This window comes from Ruegeria sp. N10 (assembly GCF_056531545.1).
In genome coordinates this window covers 1-18,925 of sequence record NZ_JBQFLY010000005.1, presented here as the reverse complement: position 1 = coordinate 18,925, position 18,925 = coordinate 1, and the positions used below count along the sequence as shown (strand labels likewise).

Annotated in this window: 16 protein-coding genes and 1 pseudogene; 11 read left to right on the top strand and 6 right to left on the bottom strand. The window is 60.1% G+C overall.

Annotated features, from left to right (window positions below; translation table 11 throughout):
* Nucleotides 1–20 precede the first annotated feature (20 nt).
* The 10 genes from napG (at nt 21) to ACR0JI_RS08900 (ending at nt 11,849) form a co-directional block, all read left to right on the top strand.
* The gene (napG, locus tag ACR0JI_RS08945) at nt 21–839 is read left to right on the top strand and encodes a ferredoxin-type protein NapG (RefSeq protein WP_480494063.1); all 819 of its coding nucleotides are present in this window, start codon (nt 21–23) and stop codon (nt 837–839) included.
* Nucleotides 836–1,753 (top strand): quinol dehydrogenase ferredoxin subunit NapH, encoded by a 918-nt coding sequence (gene napH, locus ACR0JI_RS08940; RefSeq protein ID WP_480494062.1) that lies wholly within the window; start codon nt 836–838, stop codon nt 1,751–1,753. The genes napG and napH overlap by 4 nt, the downstream gene beginning before the upstream one ends.
* Nucleotides 1,754–1,765: 12 nt before the next feature.
* On the top strand, nt 1,766–2,203 hold the full coding sequence (locus ACR0JI_RS08935; protein WP_480477413.1) for a nitrate reductase cytochrome c-type subunit: 438 nt from the start codon (nt 1,766–1,768) through the stop codon (nt 2,201–2,203).
* 29 nt (nt 2,204–2,232) lie between these two features.
* A complete protein-coding gene (locus ACR0JI_RS08930; RefSeq protein WP_480477415.1) occupies nt 2,233–2,925 on the top strand; it encodes a NapC/NirT family cytochrome c in 693 nt (230 codons plus the stop codon).
* A 13-nt stretch (nt 2,926–2,938) separates the two neighbouring features.
* On the top strand, nt 2,939–3,196 hold the full coding sequence (locus ACR0JI_RS08925; protein WP_480477417.1) for a hypothetical protein: 258 nt from the start codon (nt 2,939–2,941) through the stop codon (nt 3,194–3,196).
* A 485-nt stretch (nt 3,197–3,681) separates the two neighbouring features.
* Nucleotides 3,682–6,882 (top strand): adenylate/guanylate cyclase domain-containing protein, encoded by a 3,201-nt coding sequence (locus tag ACR0JI_RS08920; protein ID WP_480494061.1) that lies wholly within the window; start codon nt 3,682–3,684, stop codon nt 6,880–6,882.
* Between the two features lie 52 nt (nt 6,883–6,934).
* Complete coding sequence (locus ACR0JI_RS08915) at nt 6,935–7,819, top strand: encapsulin (RefSeq protein ID WP_480494060.1); 885 nt, start codon at nt 6,935–6,937, stop codon at nt 7,817–7,819.
* 14 nt (nt 7,820–7,833) lie between these two features.
* Nucleotides 7,834–8,658, top strand: a complete 825-nt coding sequence (locus ACR0JI_RS08910; RefSeq protein ID WP_480494059.1) for a DUF3237 domain-containing protein — start codon at nt 7,834–7,836, stop codon at nt 8,656–8,658.
* On the top strand, nt 8,651–10,774 hold the full coding sequence (locus ACR0JI_RS08905) for a hydroxysqualene dehydroxylase (protein ID WP_480494058.1): 2,124 nt from the start codon (nt 8,651–8,653) through the stop codon (nt 10,772–10,774). Before ACR0JI_RS08910 ends, ACR0JI_RS08905 begins: the two co-directional genes overlap by 8 nt.
* A gap of 4 nt (nt 10,775–10,778) precedes the next feature.
* Entirely contained in the window at nt 10,779–11,849 is a 1,071-nt protein-coding gene (locus ACR0JI_RS08900; RefSeq protein ID WP_480494057.1) for a polyprenyl synthetase family protein, read from the top strand.
* Here ACR0JI_RS08900 and ACR0JI_RS08895 read toward each other — a convergent pair.
* The 4 genes from ACR0JI_RS08895 to ACR0JI_RS08880 all read right to left on the bottom strand — a co-directional run bounded on the left by ACR0JI_RS08895 (nt 11,840) and on the right by ACR0JI_RS08880 (nt 16,347).
* Nucleotides 11,840–12,310 carry a hypothetical protein gene (locus ACR0JI_RS08895; RefSeq protein ID WP_480494056.1) on the bottom strand — a complete coding sequence of 157 codons (471 nt, stop codon included), beginning with the start codon at nt 12,308–12,310 and terminating at the stop codon, nt 11,840–11,842. The genes ACR0JI_RS08900 and ACR0JI_RS08895 overlap by 10 nt on opposite strands.
* A 75-nt stretch (nt 12,311–12,385) precedes the next feature.
* The gene (locus ACR0JI_RS08890) at nt 12,386–13,165 is read right to left on the bottom strand and encodes a carnitinyl-CoA dehydratase (protein WP_209597100.1); all 780 of its coding nucleotides are present in this window, start codon (nt 13,163–13,165) and stop codon (nt 12,386–12,388) included.
* 3 nt (nt 13,166–13,168) lie between these two features.
* Nucleotides 13,169–15,184 (bottom strand): acetate--CoA ligase family protein, encoded by a 2,016-nt coding sequence (locus ACR0JI_RS08885; protein WP_480494055.1) that lies wholly within the window; start codon nt 15,182–15,184, stop codon nt 13,169–13,171.
* Nucleotides 15,185–15,186: 2 nt separating this feature from the next.
* Complete coding sequence (locus ACR0JI_RS08880; RefSeq protein WP_480477435.1) at nt 15,187–16,347, bottom strand: acyl-CoA dehydrogenase family protein; 1,161 nt, start codon at nt 16,345–16,347, stop codon at nt 15,187–15,189.
* A gap of 80 nt (nt 16,348–16,427) precedes the next feature.
* Here ACR0JI_RS08880 and ACR0JI_RS08875 point away from each other — a divergent pair, with 80 nt between their 5' ends.
* Nucleotides 16,428–17,375, top strand: coding sequence for a GlxA family transcriptional regulator (locus ACR0JI_RS08875; RefSeq protein ID WP_480494054.1), 948 nt, complete (start codon nt 16,428–16,430; stop codon nt 17,373–17,375).
* Between the two features lie 235 nt (nt 17,376–17,610).
* Here the strand turns inward: ACR0JI_RS08875 and ACR0JI_RS08870 are convergent, their stop codons facing one another.
* Together ACR0JI_RS08870 and glyA are read right to left on the bottom strand one after the other, a co-directional pair.
* Nucleotides 17,611–18,588, bottom strand: a complete 978-nt coding sequence (locus tag ACR0JI_RS08870) for an HpcH/HpaI aldolase/citrate lyase family protein (RefSeq protein ID WP_480494053.1) — start codon at nt 18,586–18,588, stop codon at nt 17,611–17,613.
* Nucleotides 18,589–18,605: 17 nt separating this feature from the next.
* Nucleotides 18,606–18,925 (bottom strand): annotated as a pseudogene (gene glyA / locus ACR0JI_RS08865) (serine hydroxymethyltransferase); the annotation flags it as partial.

Genomic DNA, 18,925 nt, shown 5'->3' with positions numbered 1-18,925 from the left:
GATCGTACGGGTAAATCCTCATGTCTTTTGCCGACAAACCCCTTTCGCCGCAGCGGCGCCGGTTCCTGCAGGATTCGGCGCGGGCGGCGGGCGGCTGCGTGGTCGCCGGGACGGTGCTGGCCTATCTGGCCCGCGACGCCCGCGCCCTGCCAGCCGAGGCTTTGCGCCCGCCCGGCGCGCTGCCGGAAAAGGAGTTTCTGTCGGCCTGCATCCGCTGTGGATTATGCGTGCGGGATTGCCCATACGATACGCTGAAACTGGCCGAGTTGGGCTTGGACGCGGTGGCGACGGGAACACCCTTTTTCACCGCCCGGGATATTCCCTGCGAGATGTGCGACGACATCCCTTGTGTCGCCGCATGTCCGACCGGGGCACTGGACCCCGCGTTGGACAATATCGACGATGCGAAGATGGGGGTCGCGGTTCTGGTCGATCAGGAGAACTGCCTGAACTTCCTCGGGTTGCGCTGCGATGTCTGTTACCGCGTCTGCCCCGTCATCGACGAGGCGATCACGCTGGACACCACGCACAACACGCGGTCGGGCCATCACGCGATGTTCATCCCGACCGTCCACGCCGACCGCTGCACCGGCTGCGGCATGTGCGAGAAAAGCTGTGTTCTGCCCGAGGCCGCCATCAAGGTGCTGCCTGCCCGGCTAGCGCGGGGCAGTTCGGCAGAGCACTACCGCAAGGGCTGGGAAGAAAAGGCCGCGAAAGGCGCGCCGGTGGTCGAGGGGATCATCGATCTGCCGGACCGTTTGCCCGGACCGGGCACGGACAATCTGGTCACGCCCGGCGGCTTTGCTCCGGGATATGATCTGCCGGGGGTGGGACAATGAGCGCCCGCACAGATATGCCCACAGGTCACGAGGCCATCGCCAGCAAGGGCTGGATCGGCGCGCATCGCTATCTGCTGCTGCGCCGTGCAAGCCAGCTGTTCTTTCTGGTTCTGTTTCTGCTGGGCCCATGGTTCGGCATCTGGATCGTTCAGGGCACGCTGGCCGGGTCGCTGACGCTGGGCGTGCTGCCTTTGACCGATCCGTTCATCCTGTTGCAGAGCATGGTTGCAGGCCACTGGCCCGAGGTGACGGCACTGATCGGCGGGGCGATCGTTCTGGTGATCTACGCGCTGATCGGCGGGCGGGTCTATTGTTCCTGGGTCTGCCCGATCAATCCGGTGACGGATGCGGCCAACTGGCTGCATCGCAAGCTGGACCTGCCGAAGGGCTGGCAACCAAAGCGCGGCACGCGCCTGTGGATTCTGGCAACCGTCCTGCTTGTTTCGGGTCTGAGCGGCATGATCGCGTGGGAACTGATCAACCCGATCACCATGCTGCATCGCGGGCTGGTCTTTGGAATGGGCTTTGTCTGGGCCTTGATCGCCGCCATCTTTGTCTTTGACGTCTTCGTCTCGCGCCACGGATGGTGCGGGCACCTGTGCCCGGTGGGCGCGTTCTATGGCCTGATCGGAGCAAAAAGCCTGCTGCGGATCAGCGCCGCAAACCGCGCCGCCTGCGATGACTGCATGGATTGTTACGCGATCTGCCCGGAAAATCAGGTGATCTCGCCCGCGCTGAAGGGCAAACCGGGAAGTACCCCGCTGATCCTGTCACCCGACTGCACGAATTGTGGCCGCTGCATCGATGTCTGCGCGGTCGACGTCTTTACCTTTACTCACCGGTTCGACGACCACGTCGTCCAACCTTTCGATCCAGTTGCCGCGCCCGAGCCGCGCGCCGCCAGACCTATCTAGGGGAGTGCCAAGATGAAAAAATCGATCGTTACAGGCGGAATTGCCCTTCTACCCGTATTATTGCTGAGCGGTTGGGCCGTCGCGCAATCTGCTCAGGTTGAATCCCTGCGTGGTGCGGACGTGGATGAGCCGGTGCCGCTGGACCAGATCCACCGCAATGTCGAAGGGCGGCAGCAGCGCAATTACCGACAGCAGCCGCCATTGATCCCGCATTCGGTCGAACAGTACCAGATCGACATCCGTACCAACCAGTGCCTGTCCTGCCATGACTGGACCAAAGCCGGTGACCGCAACGCACCAACGCTGTCGATGACCCATTATCTGGACCGCGAAGGCCGCGAACTGGATCGGATCGCCGGAACCCGGTATTTCTGCAACCAGTGCCACGTACCGCAGGCCGACGCCCCGCCGCTGGTCGACAACGTGTTCCAGCCCTCCGCCGGCAATTGATCCAACGCAAGACTGAAAGGAGCACCGACATGGCCGACTCCCCTGAAAACCGCGGCTTGCTTGGTCGCCTCTGGAACGCGATCTGGACGCCGACGGTGCTGTTCAGTTCAGGCTTTCTGGTCCTGGCCGGATTTCTGGCCGGTATCCTGTTCTGGGGTGGATTTCACTGGACCCTTGAGCTGACGAATACCGAAGAATTCTGTACTTCGTGCCACACGATGGAAACGAACCTGGGCGAATATCGCGAAACGGTCCATTACAACAACCATTCCGGCGTTCGTGCGATCTGTTCCGACTGCCACGTGCCGGATGAATGGAGCCACAAGATCAAAGCCAAGATCATGGCCGTCAAAGACGTCTATCATGAGCTGGCCGGAACCATCAGCACACCCGAGCAATACGAGGCGCATCGCCTGAGCATGGCTTCGGCCGTGTGGAAGAAGATGAAGGAATCGGACAGCCGTGAATGCCGCAACTGTCATAACTTCGACTACATGGACTTTACCATTCAGGAAACACGGGCCGCGTCGGAACACCAGCGCGCCATTGACACCGGCATGACATGTATCGACTGCCATCAGGGCATCGCGCATAATCTGCCCGCAAACTATCTGGAACAGTACCAGAAAATAAGCGAGGCCGTGGAGGGCGAGGTTCTGCAGGAACATGCATCCGCCTCTGGCGACGACATTCGCGCGTTTCTGAACAACAGCTCGAATTGATGTGGGGACGGACATGCTAGACTTACTTGGAACAATCGGCGCCAATGTCCTGGGCCTGCCCGGCATACTAGGGCTGGCGCTTGGAATGATGACCCGCAAGCTGTGGTTGGGCGCGGCACTGGGGGCCGTTGTCGGCATGCTGGAAACGCTGGTTTTTGCGGGCTTTCAGTTTGCTCATGTGGAAGCGGTGGAACTGGGCATCTCGATTCTGGTCGGGCTTTGCGCGGGCAGCCTTGGCACTGCCATCCGCCTGAAAGGCGCAACCGTCTGAAGAAGACACCGGTTCTGCCCATTTGGTGGAACCGGTATCCTGCCGGGTCACGTTTCCAGCGCCAAAGCGGGTGCTTGTGTCGCACGCGACGCGACTATTGACGTAGGGGAAGCGCTTAAGGCGCGCGTCAGTGTCGAAAATCGGCAGGGTCTGATTTTCGCATTTCCACAACTTCGATAAAAGCGCACGAGGCCCTAGCGCCTATGGGAAAACACCCTTCCCCATTACGCGCGGCAAGGCAGTATGCCGGGCCCAGTTTTGCGCGTGAAAAATCAATATGAAACTGAAAGCCAATGATTTGACACGAAAAACTCAAAGTGGAGTGGAATTTCAACGCTACATCTGCCACAGCAGATAACAAGTTAACAATGGTGTCCCTGCGTCATGTGGATTGAACGTAAATTCCTCTCTATTTTTGCTTATACAAATACAATATGTTTTGAGGGGAGTAAGGGGAGAAGGAAAATGGGCGGGGGCGCAGAACGATGACGGGGGTCCTTGAGGCATCGCCGCGTATCTCAAGAGTTCTTCGACTGGCTGATCTGGAAAACCATGCCACCCTGTTTCGGCAGGAAGGCGTGGATGATGATATTCTGGACGAGTTGACAGATCCCGAACTGCGCGATCTGGGGCTAACGGTTGGCGAAAGAAAGCGGTTTCGCAAGGCGCAGGCCCGTCTGAAATCTGAGGAGGCATCGACCCGGCAGGAGCTTAGGTCCGAAGCCGAGCGGCGACAGCTTACGCTGGTTTTCTGCGATCTCGTAGGGTCCACGCAGCTGGCCCAGCGGTATGACCCGGAAGACCTGATGCAGATCATGAACCTGTATCTGGATACGGCGATCGGCACCCTGAAACAGCATGGCTGTCACCTGGCCTACAGGCAGGGTGACGGGATCATGGTCTATTTCGGATATCCCAAAGCCATGGAGGACGATGCCGAACGCGCCGTTCGCGCCGTGCTGGAGACCATTGAAGCCGTACAAAACCTTGAAAACAGGTTTGGCGAAAAGCTGGATCTGCGGGCGGGAATTGCAACCGGTATGGTCGTTGTGGGGGTGGTCTCGTCAACAAGTCTTGGGTCGCAGGACTTTCTGGTCGGTGAAACCGCGAACCTCGCATCCCGCCTGCAAGGTCTGGCCGAGCCGGGCGAGGTGGTCGTCTCCGCAGAGACGTGGCGGTTGACACAGGGCGCCTTCGAGTTCGAGCCCCGTGGCAGCCACAACCTGAAAGGATTTGACAATCAGCGCACGGTCTATCGCGCCATTTCCGAAAGCGTCGCGACCAGCCGGTTCGATGCGCGTGTCGGACAGTCAGCTGTTGATCTTGTCGCCCGGGGCGACGATCTTTCAGTCCTAACGCAGCTTTGGAAAGATGCACAGGCGGGGTCCGGCAGGTTCGCGTTTGTCGGCGGCGCTGCAGGCATTGGCAAGTCGCGGCTGATCAAGTCCCTGTCTGAAACAATTGGCGTCAAACCCTTTACCTTGCAGTGTATTCCGCATCTGGCCAGCCTTCCGCTTCATCCGATCGTGGGAGAGTTGAGGCGGGTTTCAGGAGACAAGTCCGATGATAGCATCCGAGGCGCGATTTCCGACTTTGTTCAGGCCGCCTCTCGTCTGAGCGACACGGATTTGCCTGTTCTTCTGGATATGGCCGGGGTCGAAACGGGCGCAGCGCCGGATCCCGACCCCCTGAAGAAGGCCCGCAAGTCGCTGGACGTGTTGTTGCGCAGCATTGGCAGCCTGTGCGACAGGCGCGGCACCTTGCTGCTGGTGGTGGAAGATGTTCACTGGGCTGACGCAACCACGCTGGACGTGCTGGAGGCGCTGGCATCAGGACTGGACGGGTTCCCGATACTTGTGGTCCTGTCGCATCGCCCTGAATATGAGCCGCCAGAGCATTACGAAGGCCGCGCGGCCCGCATCGATCTGACGCCTCTGGCCAGCAGTGAAGCCTCGGAACTGGTCCGGCGCGTGGCCGAGCCATACAGTTTACCGGTCATCCTGATCAGGCAGATTGTCGAGAAAGCCGATGGCGTGCCGCTTTACATCGAAGAGATGACCAAGGCGGTTCTGGACCAGCTGCCGCAAGATGCGCCGATCAACGCCGAGGTTCTGGATGCCCTGAGTATCCCCGCAACCCTTCAGGATTCGTTGATGTCGCGTCTTGACCGGATGGAAAACGCCAAGCCTATTGCGCAGCTTGGGTCTGTTATCGGGCGCAGTTTCACCTCGGCGATGATCCAGGCGGTGGCGCAGGAAGACATGGATGTGGAAAGCGCGCTGATGCAGCTGATGGCGGCTGGCGTTGTGCTGATCACGGGCGAAGCCGGAACGGCCACCTATACGTTCAACCACGCGCTGGTTCAGGATACGGCCTATAACTCGCTGCTGCGCGAAGACCGGCAGAAGGTTCACCTGAAAATCGCACGGGCCTTGCTGGCCGGACATAACGCATTCGGAAGCCCCGCCCCCGATACCGTGGCGCATCACTGCGACCATGGCGGGTTGAAGGATGAGGCGGTGTCCAACTGGTTTACGGCAGGCGAACAAGCCCTGTCGCGGTTGGCGAACCTGCCTGCGATCTCGGCCTTTCGCGCGGCCCTGCGCAATATCGGAACGATGCCCGCCAATGCCGAGCGTGACGGGTTCGAGCTTCGGGTGCAGATGAATATCCTGCCGGCTTACATGGCGATTTATGGATGGTCCTCCGATCAGGTCGGAGAGACAGCCGCCCGCGCGATGGAGCTTGCCCATGCCTTGGGCGATGGCGAAACCCTTTTTGCGGCCACCTTCTGCCGCTGGACCAATTTCTTTGTCGCGGGCCAGATGAACCGCGCAATGGAGATGGGACAAGCCCTGGACGCGATGGCCGGTATGAGCGGCGACACTGTTCCCAACGTGCTGGCAGCCCGCGCGCTGAGCTTTACGCATTACTTCCGTGGGGAATTTGCGGATTGCGAGCAGCAGCTTGACCGTGCCTTTGCCCTGATCACGCCCGAGCTGGACATGGCCATGATGCCGATGACCCAGTCCTCGACCACGGCGTCATTGCTGGCCATTCAGGGGTGCCTTCTGTGGCAGCAGGGCAAGTTCGATGAGGCGGAGGCCGCGCGCTTGAAAGCCATCGACGTCAGCCGGGCACTGAACCACGCGCCCAACCTTGTCTACATCATGGGCGCGTGCAGCATGTTCCTGCCCTACGCAGGCGAATGGGACCGGCTGGACGTGACCATGAAGGAAGCCCGCAAGATCGCCGACGAGGAAGGGTTCCTGTATCTTCACGCCATGCAGGATATCTACATGGGTCTTGCGCAGGCGGGAAAAGGCGACATCGAGGGCGTTCCGGCCCATATCGAAGCGTGCATGAACCTGATCTCAAAGTCTGGTGGAAACTTTACTTTTCCGCAGAATCAGATTGTTCTGTCTGAGTTGATGATCGATCACGGGGATATTGATCAGGCCCTGGACCGGCTTGAAACCGTGTGTACCCCCGGTTGGGAACGAGGAGAAACGCTGAACAAACCGGAATATCACCGCGTGCGGGCCAAGGCCTTTGCTGCCAAGGGTGATCGGGACAGCGCGATTGCCGAGGTTGAACTGGCATTGGCGCTTGCCCGCGAATGTGGTGCCGTTGTTCAGGAACAACGCGCCGGGGCACTACTGGACAGTTTGACGAAAGCCGAATGAACGAGACGGACTGCCCGGCCAAACAGGGCAGCATCACCAAGAGGGATTTACAATGACCGATGCATTGGATTGGAACACCGAACAGTGGAATGCCGTTAACAAGGCCGTCCATGATGAGGCGCTGCGCGCGCGGGTGGCTGCGAGCTTCCTGCCGCTTTATGGGCCGCTGCCTGCGGACACGCAATCTGTTCCCCTGAACAAGCTGGGTCTGGTCGACAACGCGTCAGGCGCGGCCAAACGTCTGGAAGTGAACGATTATGACACCCTGCGGCTGACGACGGTTTCCGTCAACGTCTACCTGAAAGGTGCGCAGGTGGCTGATCCGGAACTGGCCGCGGCCATGATCATGTTCCGCCGGGCCGCCGCCGTCGTGGCCAAGGTTGAGGATGACATCATTTTCAACGGCCAGCCGGGCACCGGCGAAGCCCCCAGACATGCCGGTGGCGCACCTGCCGATCTGCCGCCGATCTACACAGTCAGCGGGGGCGGTAAATATCCGGGGCTGCTGGAGGCTGGTGAAGGTCAGTCCATATCGATCAACGGGAAGAAAAAGCCCTGTTCCGGCCCCGAGGTTTTCGAGGCCGTGGTCGCGGGCATCAATAAACTGGAAGCTCACGGATACCTTGGGCCTTTTGCCTGCGTGATGGGCAATGGGCTGTTTCAGGCCGTGACCACGCCGATTGAGAACTCGATGGTGCTGCCGCGTGACAGTATTCTTCCGTTCCTTGACGGCCCGCTGCTGCGATCGGGCACCCTGCCCGCAAACAAGGCTGCACTTGTATCGCTGCAAGGTGCGCCGGTCGAGATTGTCGTGCCTTCGGATATCGCGGTGAAATATCTGCAAACCTCGTCTGACGGCGAACATATCTTCCGCGTGCAGCAGAAATTCCATCTGAGGATCAAGGAAGCACAGGCGATCTGCACCATCACGTGCTGACCGGAGATCTGGTCATGGGGGAGTTTACAGACCGGGGCGTGACATTGCGTTGGTCCGAACTGATCAACGAAAATGGGCTTAATCGGGTGCTGATCGAAGCCGGACCCGCCGTGTCTTCGCATGACGTGGTGCGCGTGATCTGTTCCGAAGATGGCGGCCCAGAGCGCGCCATTCGCGGCTGGCCCTTGCAATGCGACCCCAAGACCGGGTTTCAGCAGTTTGCAGCCATGCTGCCATCTGTGACCCAGGAAAAGACATTGACCTGGCGACCGGTGCTGACGACCGGTGGTCGCGAATATGATCCCGGCCGCGGAAAGGCCCCCGAACCTGCGCCGCCACGCCCGGCAAAGCCAATCACGCAAGTGCCCGCGCTGGAACATGTGGGCAGGTTTGTGGTGCCGTTCAACGACGAGTTCTATCCTTCGGGTGAAACGCCCGACGGTATCTGGCTGCATTTCGGGATCAAAAACGGCGGAACGGTTGATGGGCCTCATCTGAAGGGGACGATCGATCCGCTGGGGGGCGATTGGATGCGCGTGCGGTCCGACGGTGTGGGACTTTTGCACGCCCGAGCGCTTATTCAACCGGTTGAAGGGGGCGCGCCGATCCTGTTTGAAGATACCGGCGTGTGTGACTTTGGGCCGGATGGGTATGCCGGGCTGGCGAAGGGCAATCTGCCCGCCTCGGCCCCGGTCCGGCTGGCACCGCGATACCTGACATCAAACCCGAATTATGCCTGGATGAACAGGTTGCAGGGGTTCGGCGTCGGGGAAGCAAGCCTGTCCGATATCACCCTGCGCTTTGACGTCTATTCCGCGAAAGGAACATCTGATGGCTGAAAAGGTTGTCATACTGGGCGGTGGCGTGGCCGGAATGAGCGCGGCGCATGAGCTGATCGAGCGTGGATACGAGGTCGAGATTCACGAGCGCCAGCTGATCCCCGGCGGCAAGGCACGCAGCATCCCCGTGATGAAGGGCGAAGGCGATCACGGGTCCAAGGCGAAACACATCAAGGCGCTTGAAAAATGGGCCGAGATGGACGGTGCCAGTTATCCCCCCGGTGTGAAACGCCCCTGGCTGCCCGGCGAGCACGGGTTCCGGTTCTTTCCGAATTTCTACCGCCATATCACCGATACGATGGCGCGCACGCCCTATTACGGCAAAGGCACCTGTTACGATAATCTGGTGTCCACCACTCAGGTTCTGGTCAGCCAGTTCGATGACCCAGGCATCATCGTTCCCGAACGGTTTCCCCGCACGCTGAAAGACGTGGCCGACGTGCTCAAGACGGTTGCATTCACGCTCTCGCCACGGGACCAGATCGCCTATGAGGATGTCGAACATTTCATCGCCTGCATGTGGCGCATCGCGACATCCTGCAAGGAGCGCCGGTTCGATGAATATGAACGCATCGGGTGGTGGGATTTCATCGGTGCCGAGCAGCGCTCGGAAGCGTATCAGAAGTTTCTGGCCATTGGCCTGACCCGTTCGCTGGTGGCCGCGAAGGCGACAACTGCCAGTACAAAGACCGTGGGCGACATTGCGGTTCAACTTCAGCTGGGTATCGCGACGCCCGAGCCACATGGCAACCGGTTGTTGAACGGCCCCACCAACCTTGTCTGGATACAGCCGTGGCTGGATTACCTCAAAAGCAAGGGGGTCGTGTACAAGTTCAACTCAAAGGTCACGGGCATCGACTGCCAGGATGGCCGCATCGTCAGCGCGACGGTTGAACAGGATGGCGAAGAAAAGCAGGTCACCGGGGATTGGTTCATCAGTGCGATGCCGATCGAACGGATCGCGCCCCTCATCACCCCTGCGATGACGGCAATCGACCCGTCTCTGGCCAAGCTGCCCCTGCTGGCCGAAGACGTGCAATGGATGAACGGAATTCAGTTCTACCTGACCAAGGATGTTGAACTGACCCACGGCCACGTCATTTTCATTGACAGCCCCTGGGCCCTGACCGCGGTTTCACAAAAGCAGTTCTGGTCGGCCATCAACTTTGAAAACTGGGCAGAAGGCAAGACCAAGGGCCTGCTTTCAATAGATATCTCGGAATGGGACAAGCCGGGGTTGAACGGAAAAACCGCGCGTGATTGTAGCCGCGAAGAGATTGCGCACGAGGTTTGGGAACAGCTCAAGCGCAGCGTCAACGTGGATGGCCAGACCGTCCTGCGCGACGAGGACATGCATTACTGGTTCCTTGATCCTGATATTGTGCAGGATCCCAACGACCCCAAGCGCCAAACCAATGTGGAGCCGCTGTTGGTCAACCGCATCAACAGCTGGCGGTTGCGCCCTGAGGCGGCCACGTTGATCCCGAACTTCATGCTGGCGTCGGATTATGTGCGCACCTACACCGACCTTGCCACCATGGAAGGGGCAAACGAAGCGGCACGTCGGGCGGTCAATGCCATCCTGCAACGCGGCGGATCAAAAGCAGAGCCCTGCCAAATCTGGGATCTGCACGAGCCGGATATCCTGAAACCGCTGCGCGCCTATGATTTTGCCCGCTATCAGGCCGGCCTACCCTGGGACAACCGGTTTGCGGTTGCGGTCGAAGCCGCGCTGAGGATGGGACAGGATTCCGTGGGTGTTGAGCGTGGCGGCGAAGGGCCGCTTGCCGTCATTGCAAAACCGGCTACGGAATACTCAAAACCCGGCGGGATTACCGAAGACCCTGCGATTGCGGACGCGTTGCGCATGATCTGCCCTCCGAAAGAGCTGCTTGACCTAATCGTGGCCTACGAGCCGACGGCTGATCTTCCGATCCCCGGAGAGGAGATTGCAGAGGATGTTGCCTTTGATCTGGGCCGGGACAGCGGCCAGTCGGGGGTGTTGTCCAAAGCCTTGCCGCTGACGGATGCACCTTTTTCGGCGGCAGGACCCAACCTTGCCGAGACGGGCAGGAACGAGACCAAAACCCGTGTGATCATCACCCAGAAGGGATGACCCTGTGGCCACTGGCACAGCACATCTGGATCCTGCGGCACAGCAGGATTTTCTGAAAACGCTGACCTCTTACGGGGATCGGGCCCGTGAGACGCTTTTGCAGCTGTTGCCGACGGGCGAGCCGCAGGCCTATTTGTACGGGCCGATGCGGGATTACATTGAAACCTCGGGCAAGGGGTTGCGGCCCGCACTGTTGCTAGCCACCTGCGAGGCTTTCGGCGGTGACAGCGAGACCGCGAGGGTGTCAGCCGCTGTTCTTGAACTGCTGCACAACGCGTTTCTGATCCATGACGATATCGAGGATCAAAGCGATTTCAGGCGAGGGCGCGCGTGTATGCACAAGCGTCTTGGGGTCCCTTTGGCCATCAATACCGGTGACGGGATGCAATCGCTGGCCCTGCGCCTGTTGCGCCAGAACCTTGGGCCGCTTGGCCCTGAAACCGGCATGCGCGTGGTGGACGAGTTTGATCATCTGTTGCAACAGTCCATTGAAGGTCAGGCACTGGAGCTTGGCTGGATACGGGACAACCGGCTGAACGTGGACGCATCGGATTATCTGACGATGTGTCTGAAAAAGACCTGCTGGTACAGCTTCATTCACCCCATGCGCATCGGGGCGCTGATTGCCCGGCCAAATGATGTGGCGTCTGGCGCGTTGAACCTGGACGATTTTAACGCGTTTGGGTTTTTTCTGGGGGCCGCGTTTCAGATACAGGATGATGTTCTGAACCTCGTGGGCTCGCAGGACAAATATGGCAAAGAGATCGGCGGGGACATCTACGAAGGCAAACGCACGCTGATGCTAGGGCGGCTTAGCTTGCAGGCGGACGAGCCCGAAAAAGCACGCCTGTCGGATATGCTGTCAAACCCGCGCGACAGCCGCTCGACGCAGGATGTGGGCTGGGTTCTGGATCGCATGGATCACTATGGCTGCATCAGATATGCACAGGACGCGGCCAATGACTTGCTGGCCTCGGCCCGTCAGGAGTTTGCGCAGGTTTTTGCGGCCACCGAAGAAGTACCCCGCGCGTTTCTGGGCCATTTCATGGACTACCTCGTAACCCGTCAGGTTTGAGCGTTCGCCACCTCATACATCACGAGGATCGAAGTTTGCACTGTACCCGTGCAGGCAATCCGGCCGTGATATTCGCCGGGATCGGCAAGGTCCGGCACGGTTACAATGACGGCAACATCCGTTGACTCGCCGGGGTTTAGCTGGATTTGCCGGGGAACAACATTAACCCGGTTTGCTGGAAGAGTGTCGCCGTTCCGGTTGATCAGGTCACCCGGTTCGAACTGTAATGCGACAGGCCCGCCACCGTTTGGTGCGTCAAAGGACAGCAAAATGGTCGCGGTGCCGCCGGGGTGGCAAGTTTTGCGGCACGCAAATGGCCCCTCAAGCGGCTGTTTCGTGCCCCGTTCAGCCCCAAGCACGCGGCGTGCGATATCCGAGATCGGTTGCGCGTCCGGCTGCGGAGCGATCGGGCTGACCGGAAGCGGCGTGCTAACGTATGGTTTTCGTTCGAAATAAGGCATACCCAACTGTGCACCTGTGACGCGGATCAGTAAATGGGAAATTTACCGGATCCGCGCGACAAACACACCGCGTTATTATTTGCCTTTCCAGACCGGATCACGTTTTTCGGCAAATGCACGCGCGCCTTCAAGCTGGTCCTCACTGGAATAGAGGACATCCACGCTGCGCAGTTGCCGTTTGGTTATGCGGTTCATGGCGTCCTGAAACTTGGCGTCTTCGGCATCGCGCACGATTTCCTTGATGGCCGCGTAGACCAGCGGCGGCCCTGACGCCAGCAGGCGGGCAAGGTCCCACGCGCGGTCCATCAGCTGATCAGCGGCGACGATCTCGTTCACCAGACCCCAGCGGTTGGCTTCTTCGGCATCAAACCAGCGGCCTGTTAGCAGCAGCTCCATCGCGATGTGATAGGGGATGCGCTTGGGCAGTTTGACACTGGCGGCATCCGCAACGGTGCCCGAGCGGATTTCCGGCAAGGCAAAAGTGGCGTGGTCAGCTGCAAGGATCATATCTGCTGACAAGGCCAGCTCTAGCCCGCCGCCGCAGGCGATACCGTTGACGGCCGCAATCACGGGCTTGTTCAGGTCGCGCAGCTCTTGCAGGCCTCCGAACCCGCCGACGCCGTAATCTCCGTCCACCGCGTCGCCGTCGGCGGCAGCTTTCAGATCCCAGCCGGGGCAAAAGAATTTTTCGCCAGCGCCGGTCAGGATGGCCACGCGCAGGTCCGGGTCGTCGCGGAATTCAGCAAAGACCTCGCCCATTCTGCGGCTGGTGATCAGATCAATCGCGTTTGCCTTAGGGCGGTCCAACGTAACCTCAAGGATCGAACCATCGCGGCGGGTTTTGATCGGGTCCATATCTCAGGCCTTTCTTATCAGGGCGTCCACGGCAACGGCCTTGTCCGGCGTGCACAGGAGCGGGTTAATCTCGACCTCGCCAAGCGTGTCGGCATTTTGCATGACATAGGTCTGAACGGCCTCGACCGCGGCAACAACCGCATCCATATCAGCCGCCGGTTGGCCGCGATAGCCCGCCAGCAGCGGGGAGATCTTCAATTGGCTAAGGGCGGAGCGGATGTCTTCGGGCGGGCTGGGCACCAGCAAAGAAACCGTGTCGCGCAGCAGTTCGGTCAGCACGCCCCCTGCCCCAAGGGTCAGAACAAACCCATGGGCGGGATCACGCACCACGCCAATCAGAAGTTCGGCAACGGGTCCGGTGACCATCTCCTCGATCAGGATGTCTTCGGTGCCGATATCTGCCGCGACAGCCGCGACGTCCTGGGCCCGGATGCCCAGCCGAACGGCGCTGTGTTCGGATTTATGCGCAAGCCCGACACCCTTGACGGCAAAAGGGCCTTCCATCTGGTCCGCTGCGGCACGGGCAGCTTCCGCGCCCCGCACCGTCCGGTTTTGCGGGATGCGTAGGCCGCATTCCGCCAGCGCCGCCTTCGAGGCGCCTTCGGTCAGGATTTGGGTTGGTTCCATCATACCCGGCTGCAAAACGGGCGTTGCGGATGGGGCCTTGACCTGCCCTGCGGCGCGGGTCGCAGACAGCGCCTCGCGCAGGCCCATCAAGGGTACAACACCCCCGGCCATCAGCTGTTGTGCGATGTCTTCCGGTAAAAGCTCCGGCAAGGTGGCGACAATCGCGAACCGGGCGCCGGTTTCTGCCCGTACGTTCAACGCTGCCTGCGTTGCGCAGGCCCAATCGGTGGAGTCGGTGGTCGGGTAGTCGACGATCGAGAATGTCATGTCGATATCGTCGCCCGTCATGCCCGACCAAGCCCGCGTCATCGCCAGTTCGTCACGCCAGATATAGGTGTGATAATCCAGCGGGTTGTTCAGCGCGACCATGGGCCCGAGCGCGCTGCGCAGGCGGGTCAGCTTTTCACCGCTCAGCCGTGGAAATTGCAGCCCAGTGCCAACGGCCGTATCGGCAATCAGGCTCGCCTCGCCCCCCGAACAGCTGATCGAGGCGATGTTGCCCCCCGGCAGCGGCCCGTAGCAGTGCAACAGTTTGAGTGTTTCAAGGAAGTCAGGCAGCGCCGAAAGGCGTGGAATGCCAAGCCGGTCAAGCAGCGCCTGCGCCCCGGCATCGCTGCCCGCCAGTGACGCGGTATGGGAAACGGTTGCCGCCTGCGCCTGTTCCGATGCGCCGACCTTGAGGGCAACCAGCGGGACGCCTTTTGCATGGGCTTTGGCGGCCAGTGCTTCCCATTCGCGGATGTTCTTGAAGCCTTCGATATGCAGGCCCACTGCGGTCACGCGCGGGTCATCGATCAGGGCCGAGGCGATCTGCGCCTGACTGGTCTGAGCCATATTTCCGCAGGTCACCATATAGGCAATCGGCAGCCCGCGTTTCTGCATGGTCAGGTTGATCGAGATGTTCGAGCTTTGCGTCAGGATCGCCACGCCCTTGTCGACGGGCACAACCCCGTGCTGATCCGGCCACAGCAATGCCCCGTCCAGCGCGTTGATGAAGCCATAGCAGTTCGGGCCCAGAATGGGCATGTCACCGGCCGCGTTGATCAGTTGATCCTGCAAATCCCCGCCGGTGTCGTCCTCGGCCACGGCTTCGGAAAAGCCCGAGGCGAAGCAGACAGCGCCACCCGCACCCATGCTGGACAGGACTTGAACCGCTTCAACCGTGGCGTGGCGGTTGATGCCGATGAAAACCGCGTCAGGTGCGTCGGGCAGGTCTTCGATATGGCCATAAACCTTGTGGCCCGAAATGTCAGAAGCCTTGGGATGGACCGGCCAGATCTGACCAGCATATCCCATGCGTTCGGATTGCAGAATAACCTGTTGGCACCATGCACCGCCGCCAATGACAGCGATGGATTTCGGGCGCAACAGCCGGGTCAGGTCTTTGGTCATGGTCAGGCGCCCAGCGGACGCAGAAGATCGCGGCTGATGATGTGGCGCTGAATCTCGCTCGTGCCGTCCCAGATCCGTTCGACCCGGGCGTCGCGCCAAAACCGTTCGATCGGGAAATCATCCATCAGGCCCATGCCGCCGAAGATTTGCAGCGTCGTGTCGGTGACCCGCGCCAATGCCTCGGAGGCATAGAGCTTGGCCGAGGCGATCTCGCGGTTTGCGGGCAGGTTCTGATCCAGACGCCAAGCGGCGGCAAGGGTCAGCCAGTCGGCGGCGTCAATCTCGGTGATCATGTCGGCAATCTGAAAGCCCACACCCTGAAACTTGCCGATGGGCTGGCCGAATTGCTTGCGCTCGGCGGCGTAGTTCAGCGCATAATCAAAGCAGCGCCGAGCGCGCCCGACCGAGAAGGCCGCAACCGTCAGCCGGGTCGCGTAGAGCCATTCGTTCATCACGGCAAAGCCGCCATCGACCTCGCCCAGAACCTGCGCATCGGACAGTCGGCAATTATCGAAATACAGGATACAGTTTTTATAGCCCCTGTGGCTGACGGACCTGTAGCCGTCGCGCACTTCAAAGCCCGGTGTGCCGCGATCCACTAGGAAGGTGGTGATGCGTTTTTTGGGGCCTTTCGGGGTCTCATCCACGCCGGTGGCAACGAAGACAATGAAGAAATCCGCGTGTTCCGCGCCCGAGATGAAATGTTTCGAACCGTTGACGACCCAGTCGCCACCGTCGCGCACTGCCTGACATTTCATGCCGCGCACGTCCGATCCGGCATCCGGTTCAGTCATCGCCAGCGCGTCCATCTTTTCCCCGCGCACTGCGGGCAGCAGATAGCGTTCGCGCTGTTCGTCGTTGCAGGCCATGAGGATGTTCTGCGGGCGGCCAAAGAAATGCGTCAGCGCCATCGACCCACGGCCCAGTTCACGCTCGACCAGTGTAAAATCCAGATGCGACAGGCCCGCGCCGCCCACTTCTTCGGGGAAGTTGCAAGCATAGAACCCCAGATCGATACATTTCTGCTTGATCTCATTGCCAAGCTCCAGCGGGACCGTTCCGCTGCGTTCTACCGCGTCTTCATACGGGTAGATTTCTTTTTCTACAAAGCTGCGGACCGTCGAGACGATCATGTCCTGTTCTTCTGTCAGACCAAACTGCATGGCGCGGATTCCCTGGATCGGTGGTTGACCAACCAAACGCCATAGCTCATGGTCGCGGCATGCAGAGATAGATCAGTTTCATGCCAAATTCGAAAATATTATCGCAGCAGTACAATGTCCTGCTGTTCAACGGGTTCTCGAACCATTGCCTTGCGAACATGGTCGAACCGTTGCGGGCGGCGAACACCCTGTCGCGACAGGCGTTATATGCGTGGCGCTTCTGTTCGCTTGACGGCAACCCTGTTCAAAGCTCCAGCGGCCTTGTCGTCACCCCGAACGGGGCCATCGGCGATCAACAGGGGGATTTTCTTGTTGTCATGCCGTCATATGGATACCTGAAGCTGGATACGCGGTCGACCATGCGTGCCGTGCTGGCAGCGGCCAAGAAACACAAGCATCTGGCCGGGCTGGATACGGGAAGCTGGCTGCTTGCCAGTGCCGGATTGCTGGATGACCACAGGGCGACCATTCATTGGGACGAGTTTTCGCGGTTCGAGGAAAGGTTTCCGGCGGTGGAGGCCGTGCGGGAAAGGTTTGTCATTGATGGCAACCGGCTGACCTGTTCCGGGGCCATGGCAGCCTTCGATCTGGCCCTGACCTTGATCCGCCGGGATCACGGCCCGCTGCTGGCGATGGAGGTCGAGCACCTGTTCATGAGCCGGAACGGGCGTGGCCATTATGACCTGCCTCTGAAATCCGAGGACACGCTGGTCAATCGCGCTCTGACTGTCATGCAGGCGCATCTTGAAGCACCGCTTTCGGTCCGGAGTGTGGCCCGGAAAATCGGATGTTCACAGAAAAGGCTCGAAACGCATGTTCAGGCGGAACTGAAAACAACTCCGCAAGCGCTGTACCGGCGTCTGCGCCTGAACCGCGCGCGTAATCTGGCCGAGGATACGGAACAATCCATCGCCGAGATCGCGGGGCGCTGTGGATACGAAAACGCCAGTGCCATGACCCGTGCGTTCAAGGCCGAGTTCGGTCAGACGCCGACCGCATTTCGGAACGGAAACCTGTCGGGGCAGTGAACCGGGATTGGCAGGGTTCCGGTTTCAGGTGTCGAACTCGGAAACATCCCTTGCTTTTGTCGTAGCGATTTAAGGCAGCATCCGTTTGCTGGTCAAAATGTGACAAACGTTTTAGGGAGGCAATTTTCGCGAAACGCGGACAGCCGATTTATGTTAGCGCCGTAGTCCGCCCGTCAAAGCGCTGGAGAATATGCGTGGACAGTGCGCCCACGCAAGTCAGGTTTGGTGCGGGCGATCAGGCCGCAGCGATCTGGCTTGCCTTTTCAACCAGCACTTCGGCCTGACGGATCGAGGCATAGTCGATCAGACGGCCATCCAGTGACACGGCACCTTTCCCATCCGCCTCGGCCTCGGCCATGGCGACAAGGATACGCCGTGCCTTGGTAACTTCGGCATCCGAGGGCGACATCACCTCGTTGGCCAGCGCGATCTGGCTGGGGTGGATGGCCCATTTTCCTTCGCATCCCAAAACAGCGGCACGTTTGGCCGCGGCCTTATAGCCGTCGGGGTCCTGAAAATCACCGAACGGCCCGTCGATGGGACGCAATCCATTGGCGCGCGCCGCAACCACCATGCGGGCAAGTGCATAGTGCCACATGTCGCCCCAGTGGGTCAGGCGGCCTCCGTCGGCATCCGGGTCGGTCAGAACCGAATAGTCCGGGTTCACGCCCCCGATGATTGTGGTTCGCGCGCGCGTCGAGGCCGCATAATCCGCGACACCAAAATGAAGGCTTTCATTGCGCTTTGATGCCGCCGCGATCGCGCTGACATTCTGCATACCAAGCGCGGTTTCGATGATGTGTTCGAACCCGATCCGTTTCTTGTATCCCTTGGCGTCTTCGATCTGGGTCACCAGCATGTCGACCGCATACACATCTGCGGCTGTCCCGACTTTTGGGATCATGATCAGGTCCAGACGCTGGCCCGCCTGTTCGACGACATCCACGACATCCCGGTACATGTAATGGGTGTCCAGACCATTGATCCGGACCGACATGGTCTTGCTCCCCCAGTCGATATCGTTCAGCGCTTGAATGATGTTCCTGCGCGCCTGTTCCTTTTCATCGGGCGCGACGGCGTCTTCCAGATCGAGGAAGATGACATCCACGTCCGATTTCGCGGCCTTCTCAAACATTCCGGGCTGGCTGCCGGGCACGGCAAGCTCACTGCGGTTCAGGCGGGCGGGGGCTTGTTCAATTGGGTGAAAGCTCATGGTTGGGACCTTTCGGCTTACAGGTTCGGGTAGATGGGGAAGCGGTTGCAGAGGTCAGCGACCTGGGCTTTGACCTTGGCTTCGACTTCGGAGTTGCCGTCTTCGCCGTTGGCTGCCAGGCCGTCGACCACTTCGATGATCCAGTCGGCGATCTGGCGGAATTCGGTCTCGCCAAAGCCGCGGGTGGTGCCGGCGGGGCTGCCCAGGCGGATGCCCGACGTGATGGTCGGCTTTTCCGGGTCAAATGGCACGCCGTTCTTGTTGCAGGTGATATGCGCCCGGCCCAGGGCCTTTTCGGTGGCGTTGCCCTTGACGCCCTTGGGGCGCAGGTCGACCA